This window comes from Streptomyces africanus (assembly GCF_030816955.1).
Lineage (GTDB): Bacteria > Actinomycetota > Actinomycetes > Streptomycetales > Streptomycetaceae > Streptomyces > Streptomyces africanus.
Map to the genome: position 1 here is coordinate 7,204,092 of NZ_JAUSYP010000001.1, position 16,786 is coordinate 7,220,877.

Sequence of the window (16,786 nt, forward strand, 5' to 3'; positions counted from 1 at the left end):
CCGGAACCGGATCACCGCGGTTCGGTCACAGCGGTGCGCGCATGCACACGCGGGGCCAGCGGTCCAGGCCGTGCCCGGCCTCCGTCGCGCGGATCCCGCGCAGGCCGGGGGTGAGGTCCGCCTCGGACAGGGTGCGGAAACCGAGGCGCGCGTAGTTAGGGGGCGTTCCACGGGACCTCCGCGAAGGTGGTCAGCGTCAGGGCGGTCAGGCCCTCCTCGCGGGCGCGGTCGGCGGCGTACGCGAGGAGTTCCCGGCCCACGCCCCTGCGCGCGGCGCGCGGATGGACCGAGACCTGCTCGATGTGCAGCGCGCCGTCCACGGGTTCGGCGACGAGGTACGCGGCCGGGTGGTCCCGCTCGTCCACCGCGACCCAGCAGCGGCCCGCCGCGCGGTAGCGCTCCAGGACGTCCAGCGCGGGCGGCTCGTCGTCGGCGATCTCCGGCATGCCGAGGGCGCGGAAGAGGGCACCGGCAGCACGCTCGATGTCCTGGAGGGCGGGGAGTTCGGCGGCGGTCGCCGGGCGGATGCGCATGGGGTGAGCATGCGGCGCGGTGCACACCGGGGCCCTGTGGCTACTCTCTTCCCTCCACACCGACTTGAACCGCAAGGGGGAGCAGACCGTGCACGACGCCGCCGTGACGCCCGAGGGCGACCGGATCCGCTGGGTCGAACTGCCGGGACAGGAACCGCCACGCGTCTACGTGCACGGCCTGGGCGCCACGTCGCCCGCCTACTTCACGCAGATCGCGGTCCATCCCCTGCTGGCCGGTCACCGTTCGCTGCTGATCGACCTGCTGGGGCACGGCATCAGTGACCGGCCCACGAGCTTCGACTACACCCTGGAAGCACACGCCGACGCGCTCGCCGCGGCGCTCACCGCCGCGGACGTCACCGGGGCGGAGCTGATCGCGCACAGCATGGGCGGCTCGGTGGCGATCGTCCTGGCCGCCCGGCACCCCCGCCTGGTGTCCCGTCTGGTCCTGGTCGACGCCAACCTCGACCCGATACCCCGCGCCCCCGGCTCGTCGGGCAGCAGCGGGATCGCCGCCTACACCGAGCAGGAGTTCCTGGCAGGAGGGTGGGAAGAGGTCCGTGACCGGGTCGGTCCGCACTGGTGGTCCACGATGCGTCTGGCCGGCCGGGAAGCCCTGCACCGCAGCGCGGTCCACCTCGTCCGCGGCACCGTCCCCACCATGCGGGAACTCCTGCTGGACCTGAAGATCCCCCGGACCTTCCTGCTGCCCGAGGCCGACGGCCCGCTGCCGGGCACCGACGCGCTGACCGCGTCAGGGGTGTCCGTCGTCGCGGTCCCGGACTGCGGACACAACATCATGCTGGACAACCCGGATGGCTTCGCCCGCGTCACCGCGGCGGCGCTCACGGACCGGGAGTAGGACCAGGGCGGGTCAGAGCCCCGGCCTGGGCGTTCACCGGCCGTGGAGTGCCGGTGAGGTCCAGGACGAACAGCGGGATGCCGAGGGCGTCGGCGCGGGCCCGGGCGTCGACCGCGTACCCGGCGAGGGAGAAGCAGAGGCAGTCCGCCGACTCCGTCATGGCCGTCAGCCACAGGCACTCCACGTCCCGCAGGGTCGCGGGGCGCACGGCCGGGTCGACCAGCGCGACGACGCCGCGGGCGGCGAGACCGATCCCGGACGGCGGCCGCTGATCCGCCCGTCGGACGCCCCGGTAGCCGAGCCAGCGCAGATACAGCGCGGCGGCCGTGACGGCGTCGAGCGCGGTACGGACCGGGACGGAACGGAAGGGCGGCCGGGCGGCCCCGGCACTGTCGGGAGCATCGGCCCCGGCATCGGCGTCGACGTCGGTAGGGGCAAGGGGCCGCTCGGCGTCGGTCGAGGCTGGGGTCTGCTCGGTGTCCGGTGAGGCGGCGGTTGGCTCGGCGCCGGCCGAGGCAGGGGTTCGCGCGGCGTCTGAAGAGGCGGCGGGCCGCTCGGCGTCCGATGATGCGGCGGTGCCCTCGGAGGCCGCTGAGGCGAAGGCCCGCCCGCCGGCGGCTGCCGCGTCGCGCGGCCCGGTCGCCTTGTCCGGGACTGGCATGGCCTCCCGGCCGGCCCCGGTGCCGGCGTCGACCGGGATGTCCCGGTCCGGGCTGGGATCGCCGTCGGTCGTCATGTCCTGGCCGGTGGCGCCCGGCGTGAGGCCCTCGTCGGCCGCCGGGTCCTGGTCGCCGGTCCTGCCGTCAGGCCTGAGGCGCTCGTGCCCTGTCGTGGCCCGGCCCGCCGAACCGCCCCGGCCGGACGCGCCCCGCCCCTCCGTCACCGGCACCCGCAGCACCACCCCGCACGGGCACCCCACCTCCGGCCTCGGCCACTCCCCGTGCCGGCCGCAGGATGCGCACCGCACCGTCACCCAGTCGTCCCGCCAGACGCGATGCGAGACGGGCGTCACCGTGCCGTCAGGGTCGAGCCGCGGAGCGACGGGCGCACCACACACGCACGGGTACGACGGGGCCGTGAAGCGGTGCTCCCGTCGGCAGGACGGACAGCGCACCGGCACGCTCTCGGCCATGACCACTCCCGTACGGCGGCACATCGGGACAGCGCCTCCATCGTGCGCCTGCGAACCCCCGCCTGTCCGCCGCTTGCCCGTCTCTTGACGCCCTTCACCCGCCCCGCATACATTCATTCCAGATAGTAGAAGTTAGTTTCCATATTACGGAAGAGCTCACCTCGGGGCGCGACGGGAGTGCGAATCCGACAGCCGAAGCAGGAGTACTCGATGGCTCGAATGACCGCTGCCCGCGCGGCAGTTGAGATCCTCAAACGGGAGGGCGTCACCGACGCGTTCGGTGTCCCGGGCGCGGCGATCAACCCCTTTTACGCGGCGCTCAAGGCCTCCGGCGGCATCCACCACACCCTCGCCCGCCACGTGGAGGGCGCCTCGCACATGGCCGAGGGGTACACGCGCACCCGGGCAGGGAACATCGGCGTCTGCATCGGCACCTCCGGCCCGGCCGGCACCGACATGATCACGGGCCTGTACTCCGCGACCGGCGACTCCGTCCCGATCCTGTGCGTCACCGGCCAGGCCCCGACCGCCGTGATCCACAAAGAGGACTTCCAGGCCGTCGACATCGCCTCGATCGCCAAGCCGGTCACCAAGATGGCCGTGACCGTGCTGGAGGCCGCGCAGGTCCCCGGCGTCTTCCAGCAGGCCTTCCATCTGATGCGCTCCGCCCGCCCCGGCCCGGTCCTCATCGACCTGCCGATCGACGTCCAGCTCACGGAGATCGAGTTCGACCCGGAGACGTACGAGCCGCTCCCGGTCTACAAGCCCGCCGCGACCCGCGCCCAGATCGAGAAGGCGATCGGGATGCTGAACGCCGCCGAGCGGCCGCTGATCGTCGCGGGCGGCGGGGTCATCAACGCCGACGCCGCCGAACTGCTCGTCGAATTCGCCGAGTTGACCGGCACACCGGTCGTCCCCACCCTCATGGGCTGGGGCATCCTCCCCGACGACCACGAGCTGAACGCCGGCATGGTCGGCCTGCAGACCTCGCACCGCTACGGCAACGCGACGTTCCTGGAGTCCGACTTCGTCCTCGGCATCGGCAACCGCTGGGCCAACCGCCACACCGGCAAACTCGACGTCTACACGGCCGGACGGAGGTTCGTCCACGTCGACATCGAGCCCACCCAGATCGGCAGGATCTTCGCCCCCGACTACGGCATCGCCTCCGACGCCAAGGCCGCGCTGGAGCTGTTCGTCGAGGTGGCGCGCGAGCTGAAGGCGGCCGGTGAGCTGCCCGACCGGTCCGCCTGGGCGGCCTCGGCGCAGGAGCGCAAGGCGACCCTCCAGCGCCGTACGCACTTCGACGACATCCCGATCAAGCCGCAGCGCGTCTACGAGGAGATGAACAAGGCCTTCGGCCCGGAGACCCGGTACGTGTCCACCATCGGCCTCTCGCAGATCGCCGGCGCCCAGATGCTGCACGTCTACCGGCCCCGCCACTGGATCAACTGCGGCCAGGCCGGCCCGCTCGGCTGGACCGTCCCGGCCGCGCTCGGCGTCGCCAAGGCCGACCCGGAGGCGTCCGTCGTCGCGCTCTCCGGCGACTACGACTTCCAGTTCATGATCGAGGAACTGGCCGTCGGCGCGCAGCACAAGATCCCCTACGTCCACGTCCTCGTCAACAACTCCTACCTGGGCCTGATCCGCCAGGCGCAGCGGGCGTTCGACATCGACTTCCAGGTCAACCTGGAGTTCGAGAACATCAACGCGCCGGAACTCGGCGTCTACGGCGTCGATCACGTCAAGGTCGCCGAGGGCCTCGGCTGCAAGGCGATCCGCGTCACCGACCCGGCCGAACTCGGCGCCGCCTTCGAGCAGGCCAAGAAGCTCGCCGCGGAGCACCGGGTCCCGGTCGTCGTCGAGGCGATCCTGGAGCGCGTCACCAACATCTCCATGTCGACGACGAACGACATCGGCAACGTCGTGGAGTTCGAGGAACTGGCCACCGAGCCCGGCCACGCGCCGACCTCCATCAAGCCGCTGAAGGTCTGACACCCGAGCGGCACAGGGGGCGGCCCGTCCGGGAGGACGGACCGCCCCGTTCGCCACCCCCCGTTCGCGTTCCCGCACGCCGGGACCGAGGTCAGTCCCCGCCGCCGCCCCCGCCGCAGGAGAAATAGCCCCCGCCGCCTCCGCCCGTGCCGCGCGGCGAGTGCTTGAGGAGGCCCTTGCCGCCCACCTCGGCCCGGCGGATCAGCCCGGCCCGCAGGGCGAAGCGCGGCACCAGCAGCCGCACGGCCGCCTCGCCGTGCAGGGCGACGGCCAGCAGCCGGTCGTGGTCGGTCAGCCCGCGCCTGCCGGCGGGCAGCGGGTGGCGCTGCCGCAGCTCCCGCACATGGCGTCGGGCACCGCGCGTCGGGCCGAGCAGCGGATAGCGCAGCAGGCCCGCCTCCGCGAGCGGGATGCGCATCAGGGCGACCGCGAGCCGTACGCCCGGGTCCTTGACCAACGTTCGCAGCCCGGCGGGCTCGTGGAGACAGGCGTGCACCTCCTGGGCCAGGGGAGACGGCGGCCGCTCCGCGCTCACGGCGTCCGCGACGCCCGCCCGCATCGTCCCCGGCCGGTCCGCCACCACGAGTCCCCGCAGATACAGGTCCACCACGGCGACGGTGACGGCGGCCCGGGGCCCGTCCCCCAGCAGCGCGATCTCGTGCGGCTCCAGCCGGACCGCCGTACCGTCACCCATGGCTTCACCCCCGTGCCGGGGCCCGCCGCCCCCGTGCCGGCGGGTCCCGTGTGCCGAGAATGTGCCCGGCCCCGGGGGCGGTTGAAGCCCCCGGGGCCGGGTTCAGAGGTTCATTTGAGGGTTCCGTACACGGCGTACGACCGGTGCCGTACGCGCACGAGCGGCGTGTTCACGCCTCGTGGTGCTCCGACAGCCCCGGCCAGTCGTCCGGTCCGCCGCCCTGCCACTCGACGAGGTCGCTCTCCGCGACGTCGGTGACGTAGAGGTCCGCCAGCCGCAGGATCTCGGCGACGTCGTCGGTGTGCGTGGCGACGCCCAGGGGCTCCTCGCCCAGGGTGACCCGGCGGGATCCGTCCAGGGCGGGGGAATGGACCACGACATGCGGGTGCTCGGTGGGATGTGCCATGCCTTCAGGCTGCTGCGGCAGGGCCGGTTCCGCACCCTGGGGCGGGCTGGCCGTCCGACGGCGCGATGCCGGGCGCGACAGGACGTTCGCGCCGCCGGACGGGGTCTGGTGGGGGTGCCGGTACTGGGACCGCGGCGGGGTGCGACGGAGTCCGGGACGGGCTTCCCTCAGGTCGAGAAGCCCGCCCGGGTCCTGCACCACCGCACTGGCTCGCACTCCGCCGCGGTCCGTGCCCTGCCCGCGTCCGTGCCCGGGGCGGCACCCCTCATCCGGGTCGCCCCGGGCGGTCGGACGCGGGCAGGGAGTTCAGCCCTCGCGCAGGACGCGGACCGCCTCCTTCACGCGCCGCCCGTACTCGGGGTCGGCGGCGTGGAAGTGCGCGAGGTTCTTCAACGGTTTGTTGAAATGGTGGGCATGGCCGGGCGGCGCCGCCCCTTTGGGCGCGACAGGACATGTCAGCGGCGGCGCCGCCCGGGGTATGGGGGAGACCCGGCGTACGAGAGTCGGGAGGGCGTCAGATCTGCGCGCCGGAGAGCCGCTCCACGGCCCGCAGCAGCGCCGAGTGGTCCAGGCCGCCGTCGCCCTGCGCGCGCAGGGACGCGACCAGCTGGGCGACCACGGCGCCGACGGGCAGGGCCGCGCCGACGTTGCGGGCGGCGTCCGTGACGATGCCCATGTCCTTGTGGTGCAGGTCGATCCGGAAGCCCGGCTTGAAGTCCCGGCCGAGGAAGTTGTCCTTCTTGCGGGTCAGCACGGTCGAGCCGGCGAGGCCGCCGTTCAGGACGTCCAGGGCCGCCTTCAGGTCCACGCCGGACTTCTCCAGGAAGACCACGGCCTCGGCGCACGCCTGGATGTTCACGGCCACGATCAGCTGGTTGGCGGCCTTCACGGTCTGGCCGGAGCCGTGCGGGCCGCACAGCACGATGGTCTTGCCGAGCGCCTCGAAGATCGGCCTGGCCTGGTCGAAGTCGGCCTGCTCGCCACCGGCCATGATGGACAGCACCGCCTCGATCGCGCCGGCCTCACCGCCGGAGACGGGGGCGTCCAGGGCGCGGATGCCCTTGTCCTTCGCCGCCTTCGCCAGGTCGAGAGAGGTCTGCGGGGTGATCGAGGACATGTCGATCAGCAGGGCGCCGGGCTTCGCGTTCTCCAGGATGCCGTCGGGGCCGTAGGCGATGGCCTCGACCTGCGGGGAGGCCGGCACCATCGTGATGACGACGTCGGCGTCCCGCACGGCCTCGGCGATCGAACCGGCGGCGGTGCCGCCGGCGGCGGCGAGGCGGTCCAGCTTCTCCCGCTCCAGCGTGTAACCGGTGACGTCGTAGCCCGCCTTGACGAGGTTCTCGGACATGGGGGAGCCCATGATGCCGAGGCCGATCCAGGCGATCTTCGGAAGGTTGCTCATGATGGGGGTGCCTTTCGGTGCGGGGATCAGCGGGGCAGCCAGTCGAAGGCCTCGGCGCTCGGGCGGTCGCCCGGCTTGTACTCGAGGCCGACCCAGCCGTCGTAACCCGCCTTGGTCAGCTGGTCGAGGAGGTCTTCCAGGGGCAGCGCGCCCGTCCCGGGGGCGCCGCGGCCCGGGTTGTCGGCGATCTGGACGTGGCCGGTCTTCGCGGCGTACCGCTCGATCACCCGCGGCAGGTCCTCGCCGTTCATGGACAGGTGGTAGAGGTCCATGAGGAAGCGGGCGTTGCCCAGCCCCGTCGTGGCGTTGACCTTGTCGACGACGGCGACCGCAGCCGGTGCCGACACCAGCGGATACGACGGCGACTCGGGCTGGTTGAGCGCCTCGATCAGCAGGACCGCGCCGATCCGGTCGGCGGCCCGGGCCGCGAGCGCCAGGTTCTCCAGCGCGAGCGCGTCCTGCTCGGCCGGGCCCACGCCCTCGACGCGGTTGCCGTACAGCGCGTTGAGCGCCGTGCAGCCGAGAGATGCGGCGAAGCCGGCCGCCACGTCGATGTTGGCGCGGAACCTCTCCGACTCCTCGCCCGGGATCGACAGGGCGCCGCGGTCGGGGCCGGGCAGCCGGCCGGCGTAGAAGTTGAGGCCCGTGAGCCGGACGCCCGCGTCCTCGACGGCCTTCTTCAGCGTGTCGAGTTCCGACTGTTCAGGGGTGGGCGAGTCGATCCAGGGCCACCACAGCTCGACCGCCGTGAAGCCGGCCGCGGCGGCGGCCGCGGGGCGCTCCAGGAGCGGGAGTTCCGTGAAGAGGATCGACAGGTTGACGTTGAAGCGCTGGTCTGCGAATCCCATCGGGCCGCGCTCCCTTCCGCTGTGTTTCGCATTGTGGAAGTTGCTTTCTGCTTACCGGAAGACTGCCGTCGGGCGTCGTGGCTTGTCAAGGGGACGGGAGGCGGGCCCCGCGGGGCGGGTGGCGGGAAGGCGTATCCGGGCATCCGCTCGGTGCGTTCGGCCTTCCGGGCCGGGAGCGCGGTCGCGACACTGAGGGTGAGGCCAGGAGGCGTCGGCTAGGGTCGCTCGGGTCACGACGGTTCTGGGGGCAGCATGCGACTGAGAGTGGAGTTCACCACCGAGCCCTTCGACCTCGACGAGGCACCCGCGCACGCGCTGGTGGCCCGCGAGGTCGTGGAGGCCGCCGAACTGGACGCCGTGGACGTCGGCCCGTTCGGCAACACCGCCGAGGGCGGTGCCGACGCGGTGCTCACCGCCGTGGACGCACTGCTCCGCAAGACCCTGGAGGCGGGCGCCACCCGGGTCTCCCTCCAGGTCAACGTGATCGAGGAGGACGAGGCATGAGCGGCGCCGGGGGCGAGCCGTTCATCGCGGCCGTGAAGCCCCTGGTCGACGCCATGGGCGGCGAGATGATCCCGCCCGACGAGGCCGGCCCCGACGACGTCGTCCTGTCCTGGGAGGGCCGCGACGCCGTCGCCGTACGGCTGCCGCAGCTCGCTGACTCCCTCGACCACATCCTGGCCGCCATGGAGCGCCGCAAGGGCATGCCCCTGGCCGACCTTGACCGCAAGGCCAAACAGGAGGTCGTGCGGATACTCGAGGCGCGCGGCGCCTTCTCCGTACGGCACGGGGTGGAGACCGTGGCGAGCGCCCTGGGCGTCAGCCGCTTCACCGTCTACAACTACCTCAACCGCGAGAAGGGGGCCTGACCGGGCTCGCCCGGTTTCGCCCCCTGGTCCGGTTTCACCGCCTCGCCGGGTTTCGTCACGCGGAATTTTCAACAAACTGTTGACGGGCTGTCGCGGGAGGGCGTTAGCTATCGGCACGCCCGTTCAGCACGAAGGCCGTACCGGCCACGGAGGCTCCCGTGACGTCCACTTCCATGCCGCCGGGCCTGGCCCGGTTCAACGCTCTCGAGGAGCACGCGGCCTTCACCGCGCTCCACGAGGCGTGCGCCTCCACGGCGTGGGCGAAACGCCTGCTCGCCGCCCGCCCCTACGCCACCCCCGAGGCCCTGTACGTCGCGAGCGACGCCGCCATGGCGGAGCTGACGGCAGAGGACCTCGCGCAGGCGATGGCCGGCCACCCGCCCATCGGCCGCCCGAAACCCGGCGACCCCGCCTCGGCCCGGGAACAGCGCGGCATGGCCGGCGCCTCCGACGAGCTCAAGGCGGAGATGCTGGAGCTGAACCTCGCCTACCAGGAGAAGTTCGGCCATGTCTTCCTGATCTGCGCCACCGGCCGGACCGGCGAGCAGATGCGCGACGCGGTCAGGGAACGGCTCGGCAACACGCCGGAGCGGGAGCGGGAGATCGTCCGCACCGAACTGGGGAAGATCAACCGCATCCGCCTGGCCCGACTCGTCGAAGAGGACTGACCGCAGCATGAGCACCTCCGCCTCGCCACCGCCTCCGTGTCCACGCACATCCTGGACACGTCCGTCGGCCGCCCCGCCAAGGGCGTCGCCGTCCGGCTCTCCGCCCGCAGCGGGCGTGCGGCCGACTGGCAGGCGCTCGGCGGCTCCGCGACCGACCCGGACGGCCGGTGCAAGGACCTCCCGGCACTGCCGGAGGGGACCACCCACGTACGGCTCGACTTCGCGGTGGAGCCGTACTTCGAGAAGAAGCAAGCCGATGCGCAGCAGGACGCCCCCGCGAATCGGGACAGCGGTTCCGTGTTCTTCCCCGAGGTGGCGATCACCTTCGCCGTGACGCCCGGGGAGCACTACCACGTACCGCTGCTGCTCAACCCGTTCGGCTACTCCGTATACCGAGGGAGCTAGCTACTCATGCCCACCATTCTGGGACAGAACCAGTACGGCAAGGCCGAGAACCGAGTCGTCAAGATCACGCGGGACGGCGCCACCCACCACATCAAGGACCTCAACGTCTCCGTGTCGCTGAGCGGCGACATGGAAGAGGTCCACTACTCCGGCTCGAACGCCAACGTCCTGCCCACCGACACCACCAAGAACACGGTGTACGCGTTCGCCAAGGAACACGGCATCGAGTCCGCCGAGCAGTTCGGCATCCACCTCGCCCGCCACTTCGTGACCTCCCAGGAGCCGATCAGGACGGCCCGGATCCGCATCGAGGAGTACGCCTGGGAGCGGATCGAGGCCCCCGACGCCGACTCGCGGTTCAGCGGCGCCGACGAGGTCAGGCACTCCTTCGTCCGCAAGGGCCAGGAGGTCCGGCTGACCCAGATCACCTACGACGGCTCCTCGTGGGAGGTCATCTCGGGCCTGAAGGACCTCGTCGTGATGAACTCGACCAACTCCGAGTTCTGGGGCTACGTCAAGGACAAGTACACGACGCTGAAGGAGGCCTACGACCGCATCCTGGCCACCCAGGTCTCCAGCCGCTGGCGGTTCAACTGGACCGACGACGACCAGCGCATGCCCCACTGGGAGAACTCCTACGAGCAGACGAAGAAGCACATGCTCCAGGCCTTCGCCGAGACGTACTCGCTCTCGCTCCAGCAGACGCTGTACCAGATGGGCGCGCGGATCATCGACAACCGCAGCGAGATCGACGAGGTCCGCTTCTCCCTCCCGAACAAGCACCACTTCCTGGTCGATCTGGAGCCGTTCGGGCTGAAGAACGACAACGAGGTGTACTTCGCGGCCGACCGTCCCTACGGCCTGATCGAGGCGACGATCCTGCGGGACGGCTGCGAGGCGAAGATCCCCGTGGACCTCACCAACCTCTGACGTCCCTGTTGACGTTCCCTCTTTCGGCACCCGTGGCCGGGGAACCCTTCTCCCCGGCCACGGCACTCAAACTCCCCGGGTCCTGCCGTGCCCTCCCTCTCAGCGCAAAGGACGAACCATGGCAGCAGCCCAGCGCATCGTCATCGACAACTGTGCGATCGCGACCGTCGACGCCCGCGACACCGAGTACGCCTCCGGGCACGTCGTCCTGGCCGGCCACCGCATCGAGTCGCTCGGCGCGGGCAAGGCCCCCGAGGGCCTGGAGAACGTCGTACGCCGTATCGACGCCTCCGGTCACCTCGTCACCCCCGGACTGATCAACACCCACCACCACTTCTACCAGTGGATCACCCGTGGTCTGGCCACGGACCACAACCTCTTCGACTGGCTGGTCGCGCTGTACCCGGTCTGGGCGCGCATAGACGAGCCGATGGTGCGCGCGGCGGCCCAGGGCTCGCTCGCGATGATGGCCCGCGGCGGCGTCACCACCGCCATGGACCACCACTACGTCTTCCCCCACGGCTCCGGCGACCTGTCCGGCGCGATCATCGGCGCCGCCCGCGACATGGGCGTCCGCTTCACCCTCGCCCGCGGCTCCATGGACCGCAGCGAGAAGGACGGCGGCCTCCCCCCGGACTTCGCCGTGGAGACCCTGGACGGCGCGCTGGCCGCCACCGAGGAGACCGTCCGGCAGCACCACGACTCCTCCTTCGACGCGATGACCCAGGTCGCCGTCGCGCCCTGCTCGCCCTTCTCCGTCTCCACCGAACTGCTGCGGGACGGCGCCCAGCTGGCCCGTCGCCTCGGCGTACGGCTCCACACCCACGGTTCGGAGACCGTGGAGGAGGAGAAGTTCTGTCACGAACTGTTCGGCATGGGCCCGACCGACTACTTCGAGTCCACCGGCTGGCTCGGCGAGGACGTGTGGATGGCGCACTGCGTCCACATGAACGACTCCGACATCGCCGCCTTCGCCCGGACGAGGACCGGCGTCGCGCACTGCCCGTCCTCCAACGCCCGCCTCGCCGCCGGTATCGCCCGCGTCCCCGACATGCTCGCGGCCGGCGTCCCGGTCGGCCTCGGCGTCGACGGCACCGCCTCCAACGAGTCCGGCGAACTCCACACCGAGCTGCGCAACGCCCTCCTCATCAACCGCCTCGGCGCGCACAAGGAGGCCGCCCTGAACGCCCGTCAGGCGCTGCGCCTCGGCACCTACGGCGGCGCCCAGGTGCTGGGCCGGGCGGCGGAGACCGGCTCCCTGGAGCCCGGCAAGCTCGCCGACCTCGTGCTGTGGAAGCTGGACACGCTCGCCCACTCCTCCATCGCCGACCCGGTGACCGCCCTGGTCTTCGGGGCGGCAGCACCGGTCACCGCCTCCTTCGTGAACGGCCGGCAGATCGTCGAGGACGGGCGGCTGCTCACGGCCGACGAGGACGCCATCGCCCGCGCCACGCGGGACGAGGCCCGGCGGCTGGCGAGGATCGCCGCGACGGGCTGAACCCCCCGATGACTCCGGCCGGGAGGGACGGCTCCCGGCCGGTGGCCGCGGACCCGAGCGGGGTCCACGGCGGTCGTCTCCGGGGCGCGCGTGCACGCGTGCGCCCCGGAACGGCCACCCCCCGTCCCGCATGTCCGGTCCCGCACGACCACCAGCACCACCTCCTTGACACCCACGGCCGTCATCTGGCGCAGCCGTGTAACCGACCGGAGGGAAGCCGCCGTGGCCGACCACCCCGTTGACGAAAAACTCCCCGCGCTCAAGATGGCGACGACCGGCCTCCAGCATGTGGCCGCGATGTACGCGGGAGTCGTCGCCCCACCTCTGATCGTCGGCGCGGCCATCGGCCTGACCGCCACCGACCTGACCTTCCTCACCGGCGCCTGCCTGTTCACCGCGGGCCTCGCCACGTTCCTGCAAACCATCGGCGTCTGGAAGATCGGCGCCCGGCTGCCGTTCGTCAACGGCGTCACCTTCGCGGGTGTCGCCCCGATGACCGCGATCGTCGCCTCCACCGAGGACAAGTCCGACGCCCTGCCGATCATCTTCGGCGCGGTCATCGTCGCCGGACTCCTCGGCTTCATAGCCGCCCCCGTCTTCTGCAAGGCGGTCCGCTTCTTCCCGCCGGTGGTGACGGGCACGGTCATCACCCTGATCGGCATCTCGCTGCTGCCGGTCGCCTTCGGCTGGGCGCAGGGCCCCGACCCGGCGGCGCACGACTACGGTTCGGCGACCAACCTGGGGCTGGCCGCCGGCACCCTCGTCGTCGTCCTGCTGCTGCGGCGCTTCACCCGGGGCTTCGTCAAGCAGATCGCCGTGCTGCTCGGTCTGGTCGCGGGCACGCTGATCGCGATTCCGTTCGGCGCCACGGACTTCGGCCCGGTCGCGGACGCGGCCGTCATCGGCTTCCCCACGCCCTTCCACTTCGGCGCCCCGCAGTTCCAGCTCGCCGCGATCCTCTCCCTGTGCGTGGTGATGGTGGTGTCGATGACCGAGTCGACCGCCGACATGCTGGCGCTGGGCGAGATCGTCGACCGCCCGGCCGACGAGAAGACCATCGCGGCAGGCCTGCGCGCCGACACCCTCGGCTCGGCGATCAGCCCGCTGTTCAACGGCTTCATGTGCAGCGCCTTCGCGCAGAACATCGGCCTGGTCGCGATGACGAGGATCCGCAGCCGGTACGTGGTCGCGGCCGGCGGTGGCTTCCTGGTGCTGATGGGCCTGTGCCCGATGGCGGCCTCGCTGATCGCCGTCGTACCGCGCCCGGTGCTCGGCGGGGCGGGCGTGGTCCTGTTCGGCTCGGTGGCGGCCAGCGGCATCCAGACCCTGGTCCGGGCCGGCCTGGAGAAGGACAACAACGTCCTGATCGTGGCCGTCTCCCTGGCCGTCGGCATCATCCCGATCACGGCGCCGGAGTTCTACCACGCCTTCCCGGAGACGGCGCGGATCGTCCTGGACTCGGGCATCTCGACGGGCTGCGTCGCGGCGGTCCTGCTGAACCTGGTCTTCAACCACCTGGGCCCACGCGACCGGGACGCCCACGACGTGACCCACCCGATGGAGGCGGGCGAGGAGATCACGGGAGCCCCCCGGGCCCCGGCGGCACCGTGAGACCGGCGCACACAGCTCCGAACTCCGCTTAGGCTTCTGCCTCGGTCAACTCACCGTTGACCGGGGGGCAGGGGACGAGGGGGAGACGGACCGATGAACCACGCGACCGAGGTGTTCCGGCCGTTGCAGGCGGACGATCCGCCCATGGTGGCCGGGTACCGCCTGGTGGCTCGACTCGGCGCGGGCGGCATGGGCCGGGTCTATCTGTCGCACACGCAGGGCGGCCGGCCGGTGGCGATCAAGGTGGTGCGTCCGGAGCTGGCCGACGACCCGGCCTTCCGGCGCCGGTTCCGCCGGGAGGTCGAGGCGGCGCGGCGGGTCCGGGGCGCGTACACGGCCGAGCTGATCGACGCCGACGCGGACGGCACCCCGCCCTGGGCGGCCACGCTGTACGTGCCCGGCCCGTCCCTGACGGAGGCCGTGGCCCGGCGCGGACCGCTGCCGGTGCCCGCGGTGCTGTGGCTGATGGCGGGGGTGGCCGAGGCGCTGCAGGCCATCCACGGCGTGGGCATCGTGCACCGCGACCTCAAGCCGTCGAACGTGCTGCTGGCCGCCGACGGGCCGCGGGTGATCGACTTCGGCATCTCGCTGGCCGCCGACTTCACCTCGCACACCGTCACGGGCGCCACCGTCGGCACCCCCCACTTCATGGCTCCCGAGCAGGCGTCCGGGGGCGAGGTCACGGCGGCGACCGACGTCTTCGCACTGGGCCAGACGGCGGCGTTCGCGGCGCTGGGCCGGCCGCTGTACGGGGACGGCTCCGCGGTCGGGGTGCTGTACCGGATCGTGCACGACGAACCCGACCTGTCCCTGCTGCCCGAGCAGCTCCGTCCGCTGATCGCCCGCTGCCTGGCCGCCGCCCCGGAGGACCGGGCCGCTCTGGCGGAGATCGTCGAGTGGTGCCGGCAGGGGCTGGGCGCGGACGCCGACGCGGGCGCGGGCCCGGCCGTCTGGCGGGACGTCATGGGGCCGGAGGTGACGGTCCCCTCCCCGGAGGCCCTCGACGCCACCTGGGTCTCCCCGGCGACCGCCGACCCGACGAGGGTGCACATGCAGCCGCTGGTCGTCACGCAGCCGCAGACGCGGCCGCAGGGGCCACAGGAGAGACGGGCGCGCAGACGCCGTACCGCCCTGATCACGACCGTGGCCGTGACGGCGGGGGCGCTGGTGCTGACCGGCCTGGTCTGGACGGTCACCGACGCGGGGAACCGATTCCGCGACTGGGTGGCGGGCGCACCGTCGACGCCCGGCCCGGGGAAGTCCGGACGCTCGTCCGCACCGGAGTCGTCGGCGGGGGCGCCCTCGGCATCCGGGCCCGCGTCGGGGGCGGAGGCGGGCGGCGGAACTCCGGAAGCGTCCCGTCCCTCCCCGGCCGCGTCCAAGTCACCGCAGGTCGCCACGCAGGCGTCACTGCTGCTGACTGCGAAGACCTCGCTCAGCTTGGAGAGGCCGCTCTGGCGCGACGACCGCAAGGGAGACATCCGCTTCAACTGTGAGAACCCGAGCTGCGAGCTGGAGAGTGACACCAGCGTCTTCGTCCAGATGTTCACCGACGAGGCGGTTTCCCTCGACGAGTGCCGGCTCCTGCTCGGCGCCGCCGACCGCCACCGCTGGACGCTGGCCTCGGTGGCGGCCGACAGTCAGATCTGCGTCAAGCACCCGTCCGGGGACATCGCCCTGCTCGTGGTCCAGACGAAGTCGACCGCGCTGCCGGAGCTCGGCTCCCTCATGGTGGACATGACCGTCTGGAAGAAGGCGGCCTAGAGCCCGAACAGGCCCGGGTCCGACGCCAGCTTCCTGAAGCACTCCCGGGGGTCCGGGACCAGCTTGCGGGCCTCCAGGTCCAGCAGGCCGCCCACCGCCGTGATCTCGGCCGCCACCGTGCCGTCGGTCTTGCGGACCGTCTGCTCGATGCGGAAGGTCTTGCCCTCGCCCCAGGCGAAGGCGCAGGTCACCTCGACCTCGTCGCCCGCGAGCAGCTCGCGTTTGTAGCGGATGGTCGTCTCCAGGGCGACCGGGCCCACACCGCTGCCGATGAGTTCGGACTGGCTGACCCCCGCGGCCCGCAGTAACGACCAGCGGGCGTGTTCCGCGTAGTTCAGGTACACGCTCTGGTTGAGATGACCCTGCACGTCGGTCTCGTAACCGCGGACGGTCACCGGGACGGAAAACGGCTCGCTCATGGGCTTCCCTTCTCACACCGGGCACGCGTGGCGTACGCAACGATCCACCGATCTTGGCATGCTCATCACGCCCGGCGGGGCGAGGCCAGGAGATAGCGGGTCCCGGTGCGCGGCTCGCGGTGCTCGCTCACCTGCCAGCCTGCCCCTTCCAGGGTGACCGCGCAGGTCCGCAGCGCCTCGCCGTCCGGCTCGTACACGGCGACGGCCTCCGGCTGCGGGGTCTCCCGCACCCGGTAGCCCCCGTCGCCCCGCCCGGCCGGGGGGTGTCCGGCCGCCTCCAGGGCGAGTGCGGCGGCCTGCACGAGATGCGTACGCTCCCAGCCGCACGGCCGCTCCACCGCGCCGTCCGGGTTGGTCATCCGGCGCAGCTCCAGCAGCCCCTGCCAGGCGCTGTGCACCTCACGGCGCCGCGCGGGGCCGCTCTCCGGCACCGCCGCCTCCTCGCCCCCGACGCGCGCGGCGAACACACCGGCGGTGGCGGGGGCCTCGGCGGCGGGCCCGGGCACCTGGGTGACGCCCTGTCGTACCCGGTGCCCCTCGGGCGTCAGGAAGTGATCGTGCGGCGGCCGCGGGTGCCGGAAGGCGAGCCCCCGCTTCACCAGCGCGGCGAGCTGTGCCTCCGTACCGCGCAGCCGGCCGGTCACCGGGTCGGCGGCGTCGATGACCCGCCGCTGCGCGGCGGTCGGCGGTCGGGTCACGGCGCGCTCCTCTCCGGCACGGGACAGGGCCCGGGGCACTCGCCCCACC

Annotated in this window: 16 protein-coding genes and 2 pseudogenes; 10 read left to right on the forward strand and 8 right to left on the reverse strand. The window is 72.2% G+C overall.

The features are described 5' to 3' along the window. Nucleotides 1-25 precede the first annotated feature (25 nt). A pseudogene (locus QF034_RS33105) lies at nucleotides 26-533 on the reverse strand (GNAT family N-acetyltransferase). A gap of 88 nt (nucleotides 534-621) precedes the next feature. Here QF034_RS33105 and QF034_RS33110 point away from each other — a divergent pair. After that, nucleotides 622-1,395: an alpha/beta fold hydrolase gene (locus QF034_RS33110; protein ID WP_307180031.1), complete on the forward strand. Its 774-nt coding sequence runs from the start codon at nucleotides 622-624 to the stop codon at nucleotides 1,393-1,395. Here the strand turns inward: QF034_RS33110 and QF034_RS33115 are convergent. Then, nucleotides 1,379-1,837 (reverse strand): annotated as a pseudogene (locus QF034_RS33115) (hypothetical protein); the annotation flags it as partial. The gene QF034_RS33110 and the pseudogene QF034_RS33115 overlap by 17 nt on opposite strands. 900 nt (nucleotides 1,838-2,737) lie before the next feature. Between QF034_RS33115 and gcl the strand changes: the two are divergent. After that, on the forward strand, nucleotides 2,738-4,522 hold the full coding sequence (gene gcl, locus QF034_RS33125) for a glyoxylate carboligase (RefSeq protein ID WP_307178369.1): 1,785 nt from the start codon (nucleotides 2,738-2,740) through the stop codon (nucleotides 4,520-4,522). A 91-nt stretch (nucleotides 4,523-4,613) separates the two neighbouring features. On the opposite strand, the gene QF034_RS33130 is transcribed toward gcl, so the two are convergent. The 4 genes from QF034_RS33130 to QF034_RS33145 all read right to left on the reverse strand — a co-directional run bounded on the left by QF034_RS33130 (nucleotide 4,614) and on the right by QF034_RS33145 (nucleotide 7,875). Next, nucleotides 4,614-5,216, reverse strand: a complete 603-nt coding sequence (locus QF034_RS33130; protein ID WP_307178370.1) for a TIGR04222 domain-containing membrane protein — start codon at nucleotides 5,214-5,216, stop codon at nucleotides 4,614-4,616. 169 nt (nucleotides 5,217-5,385) lie between these two features. Further along, entirely contained in the window at nucleotides 5,386-5,622 is a 237-nt protein-coding gene (locus QF034_RS33135; RefSeq protein WP_307178371.1) for a hypothetical protein, read from the reverse strand. A gap of 514 nt (nucleotides 5,623-6,136) precedes the next feature. Next, complete coding sequence (locus QF034_RS33140) at nucleotides 6,137-7,027, reverse strand: 2-hydroxy-3-oxopropionate reductase (RefSeq protein WP_307178372.1); 891 nt, start codon at nucleotides 7,025-7,027, stop codon at nucleotides 6,137-6,139. A 26-nt stretch (nucleotides 7,028-7,053) separates the two neighbouring features. Continuing rightward, nucleotides 7,054-7,875: a TIM barrel protein gene (locus QF034_RS33145; RefSeq protein WP_307178373.1), complete on the reverse strand. Its 822-nt coding sequence runs from the start codon at nucleotides 7,873-7,875 to the stop codon at nucleotides 7,054-7,056. 252 nt (nucleotides 7,876-8,127) lie between these two features. Between QF034_RS33145 and QF034_RS33150 the strand changes: the two genes are divergently transcribed. From QF034_RS33150 to QF034_RS33185, 8 genes are all read left to right on the forward strand, one after another. After that, nucleotides 8,128-8,379, forward strand: a complete 252-nt coding sequence (locus tag QF034_RS33150) for a YkoF family thiamine-binding protein (protein WP_010039055.1) — start codon at nucleotides 8,128-8,130, stop codon at nucleotides 8,377-8,379. Continuing rightward, complete coding sequence (locus QF034_RS33155) at nucleotides 8,376-8,744, forward strand: helix-turn-helix domain-containing protein (protein ID WP_307178375.1); 369 nt, start codon at nucleotides 8,376-8,378, stop codon at nucleotides 8,742-8,744. Before QF034_RS33150 ends, QF034_RS33155 begins: the two co-directional genes overlap by 4 nt. Before the next feature lie 158 nt (nucleotides 8,745-8,902). Beyond that, nucleotides 8,903-9,412, forward strand: coding sequence for a 2-oxo-4-hydroxy-4-carboxy-5-ureidoimidazoline decarboxylase (gene uraD, locus QF034_RS33160; RefSeq protein ID WP_307178376.1), 510 nt, complete (start codon nucleotides 8,903-8,905; stop codon nucleotides 9,410-9,412). A 36-nt stretch (nucleotides 9,413-9,448) separates the two neighbouring features. After that, on the forward strand, nucleotides 9,449-9,817 hold the full coding sequence (gene uraH / locus QF034_RS33165) for a hydroxyisourate hydrolase (RefSeq protein ID WP_307178377.1): 369 nt from the start codon (nucleotides 9,449-9,451) through the stop codon (nucleotides 9,815-9,817). Between the two features lie 6 nt (nucleotides 9,818-9,823). After that, complete coding sequence (pucL, locus tag QF034_RS33170) at nucleotides 9,824-10,747, forward strand: factor-independent urate hydroxylase (protein ID WP_307178378.1); 924 nt, start codon at nucleotides 9,824-9,826, stop codon at nucleotides 10,745-10,747. A gap of 118 nt (nucleotides 10,748-10,865) precedes the next feature. Then, nucleotides 10,866-12,245: an 8-oxoguanine deaminase gene (locus tag QF034_RS33175; protein ID WP_307178379.1), complete on the forward strand. Its 1,380-nt coding sequence runs from the start codon at nucleotides 10,866-10,868 to the stop codon at nucleotides 12,243-12,245. A gap of 222 nt (nucleotides 12,246-12,467) precedes the next feature. Then, nucleotides 12,468-13,856 (forward strand): nucleobase:cation symporter-2 family protein, encoded by a 1,389-nt coding sequence (locus QF034_RS33180; RefSeq protein ID WP_307178380.1) that lies wholly within the window; start codon nucleotides 12,468-12,470, stop codon nucleotides 13,854-13,856. Nucleotides 13,857-13,949: 93 nt separating this feature from the next. Then, a complete protein-coding gene (locus tag QF034_RS33185; protein WP_307178381.1) occupies nucleotides 13,950-15,620 on the forward strand; it encodes a serine/threonine protein kinase in 1,671 nt (556 codons plus the stop codon). On the opposite strand, the gene QF034_RS33190 is transcribed toward QF034_RS33185, so the two are convergent. Together QF034_RS33190 and QF034_RS33195 are read right to left on the reverse strand one after the other, a co-directional pair. Next, nucleotides 15,617-16,039: an acyl-CoA thioesterase gene (locus QF034_RS33190; RefSeq protein WP_307178382.1), complete on the reverse strand. Its 423-nt coding sequence runs from the start codon at nucleotides 16,037-16,039 to the stop codon at nucleotides 15,617-15,619. The two genes, QF034_RS33185 and QF034_RS33190, sit on opposite strands and share 4 nt — an antisense overlap. Before the next feature lie 65 nt (nucleotides 16,040-16,104). Continuing rightward, nucleotides 16,105-16,737 (reverse strand): hypothetical protein, encoded by a 633-nt coding sequence (locus QF034_RS33195; RefSeq protein WP_307178383.1) that lies wholly within the window; start codon nucleotides 16,735-16,737, stop codon nucleotides 16,105-16,107. Between the last annotated feature and the right edge of the window lie 49 nt (nucleotides 16,738-16,786).

Excerpts from the sequence above, each read along its gene's own strand:
- QF034_RS33190 (WP_307178382.1), bottom strand. The coding sequence starts at position 16,039 with ATGAGCGAGCCGTTTTCCGTCCCGGTGACCGTCCGCGGTTACGAGACC.
- QF034_RS33155 (WP_307178375.1), top strand. The coding sequence starts at position 8,376 with ATGAGCGGCGCCGGGGGCGAGCCGTTCATCGCGGCCGTGAAGCCCCTG.
- QF034_RS33145 (WP_307178373.1), bottom strand. The coding sequence starts at position 7,875 with ATGGGATTCGCAGACCAGCGCTTCAACGTCAACCTGTCGATCCTCTTC.
- QF034_RS33130 (WP_307178370.1), bottom strand. The coding sequence starts at position 5,216 with ATGGGTGACGGTACGGCGGTCCGGCTGGAGCCGCACGAGATCGCGCTG.
- QF034_RS33150 (WP_010039055.1), top strand. The coding sequence starts at position 8,128 with ATGCGACTGAGAGTGGAGTTCACCACCGAGCCCTTCGACCTCGACGAG.
- QF034_RS33135 (WP_307178371.1), bottom strand. The coding sequence starts at position 5,622 with ATGGCACATCCCACCGAGCACCCGCATGTCGTGGTCCATTCCCCCGCC.
- QF034_RS33140 (WP_307178372.1), bottom strand. The coding sequence starts at position 7,027 with ATGAGCAACCTTCCGAAGATCGCCTGGATCGGCCTCGGCATCATGGGC.
- QF034_RS33185 (WP_307178381.1), top strand. The coding sequence starts at position 13,950 with ATGAACCACGCGACCGAGGTGTTCCGGCCGTTGCAGGCGGACGATCCG.
- pucL (WP_307178378.1), top strand. The coding sequence starts at position 9,824 with ATGCCCACCATTCTGGGACAGAACCAGTACGGCAAGGCCGAGAACCGA.
- gcl (WP_307178369.1), top strand. The coding sequence starts at position 2,738 with ATGGCTCGAATGACCGCTGCCCGCGCGGCAGTTGAGATCCTCAAACGG.
- QF034_RS33175 (WP_307178379.1), top strand. The coding sequence starts at position 10,866 with ATGGCAGCAGCCCAGCGCATCGTCATCGACAACTGTGCGATCGCGACC.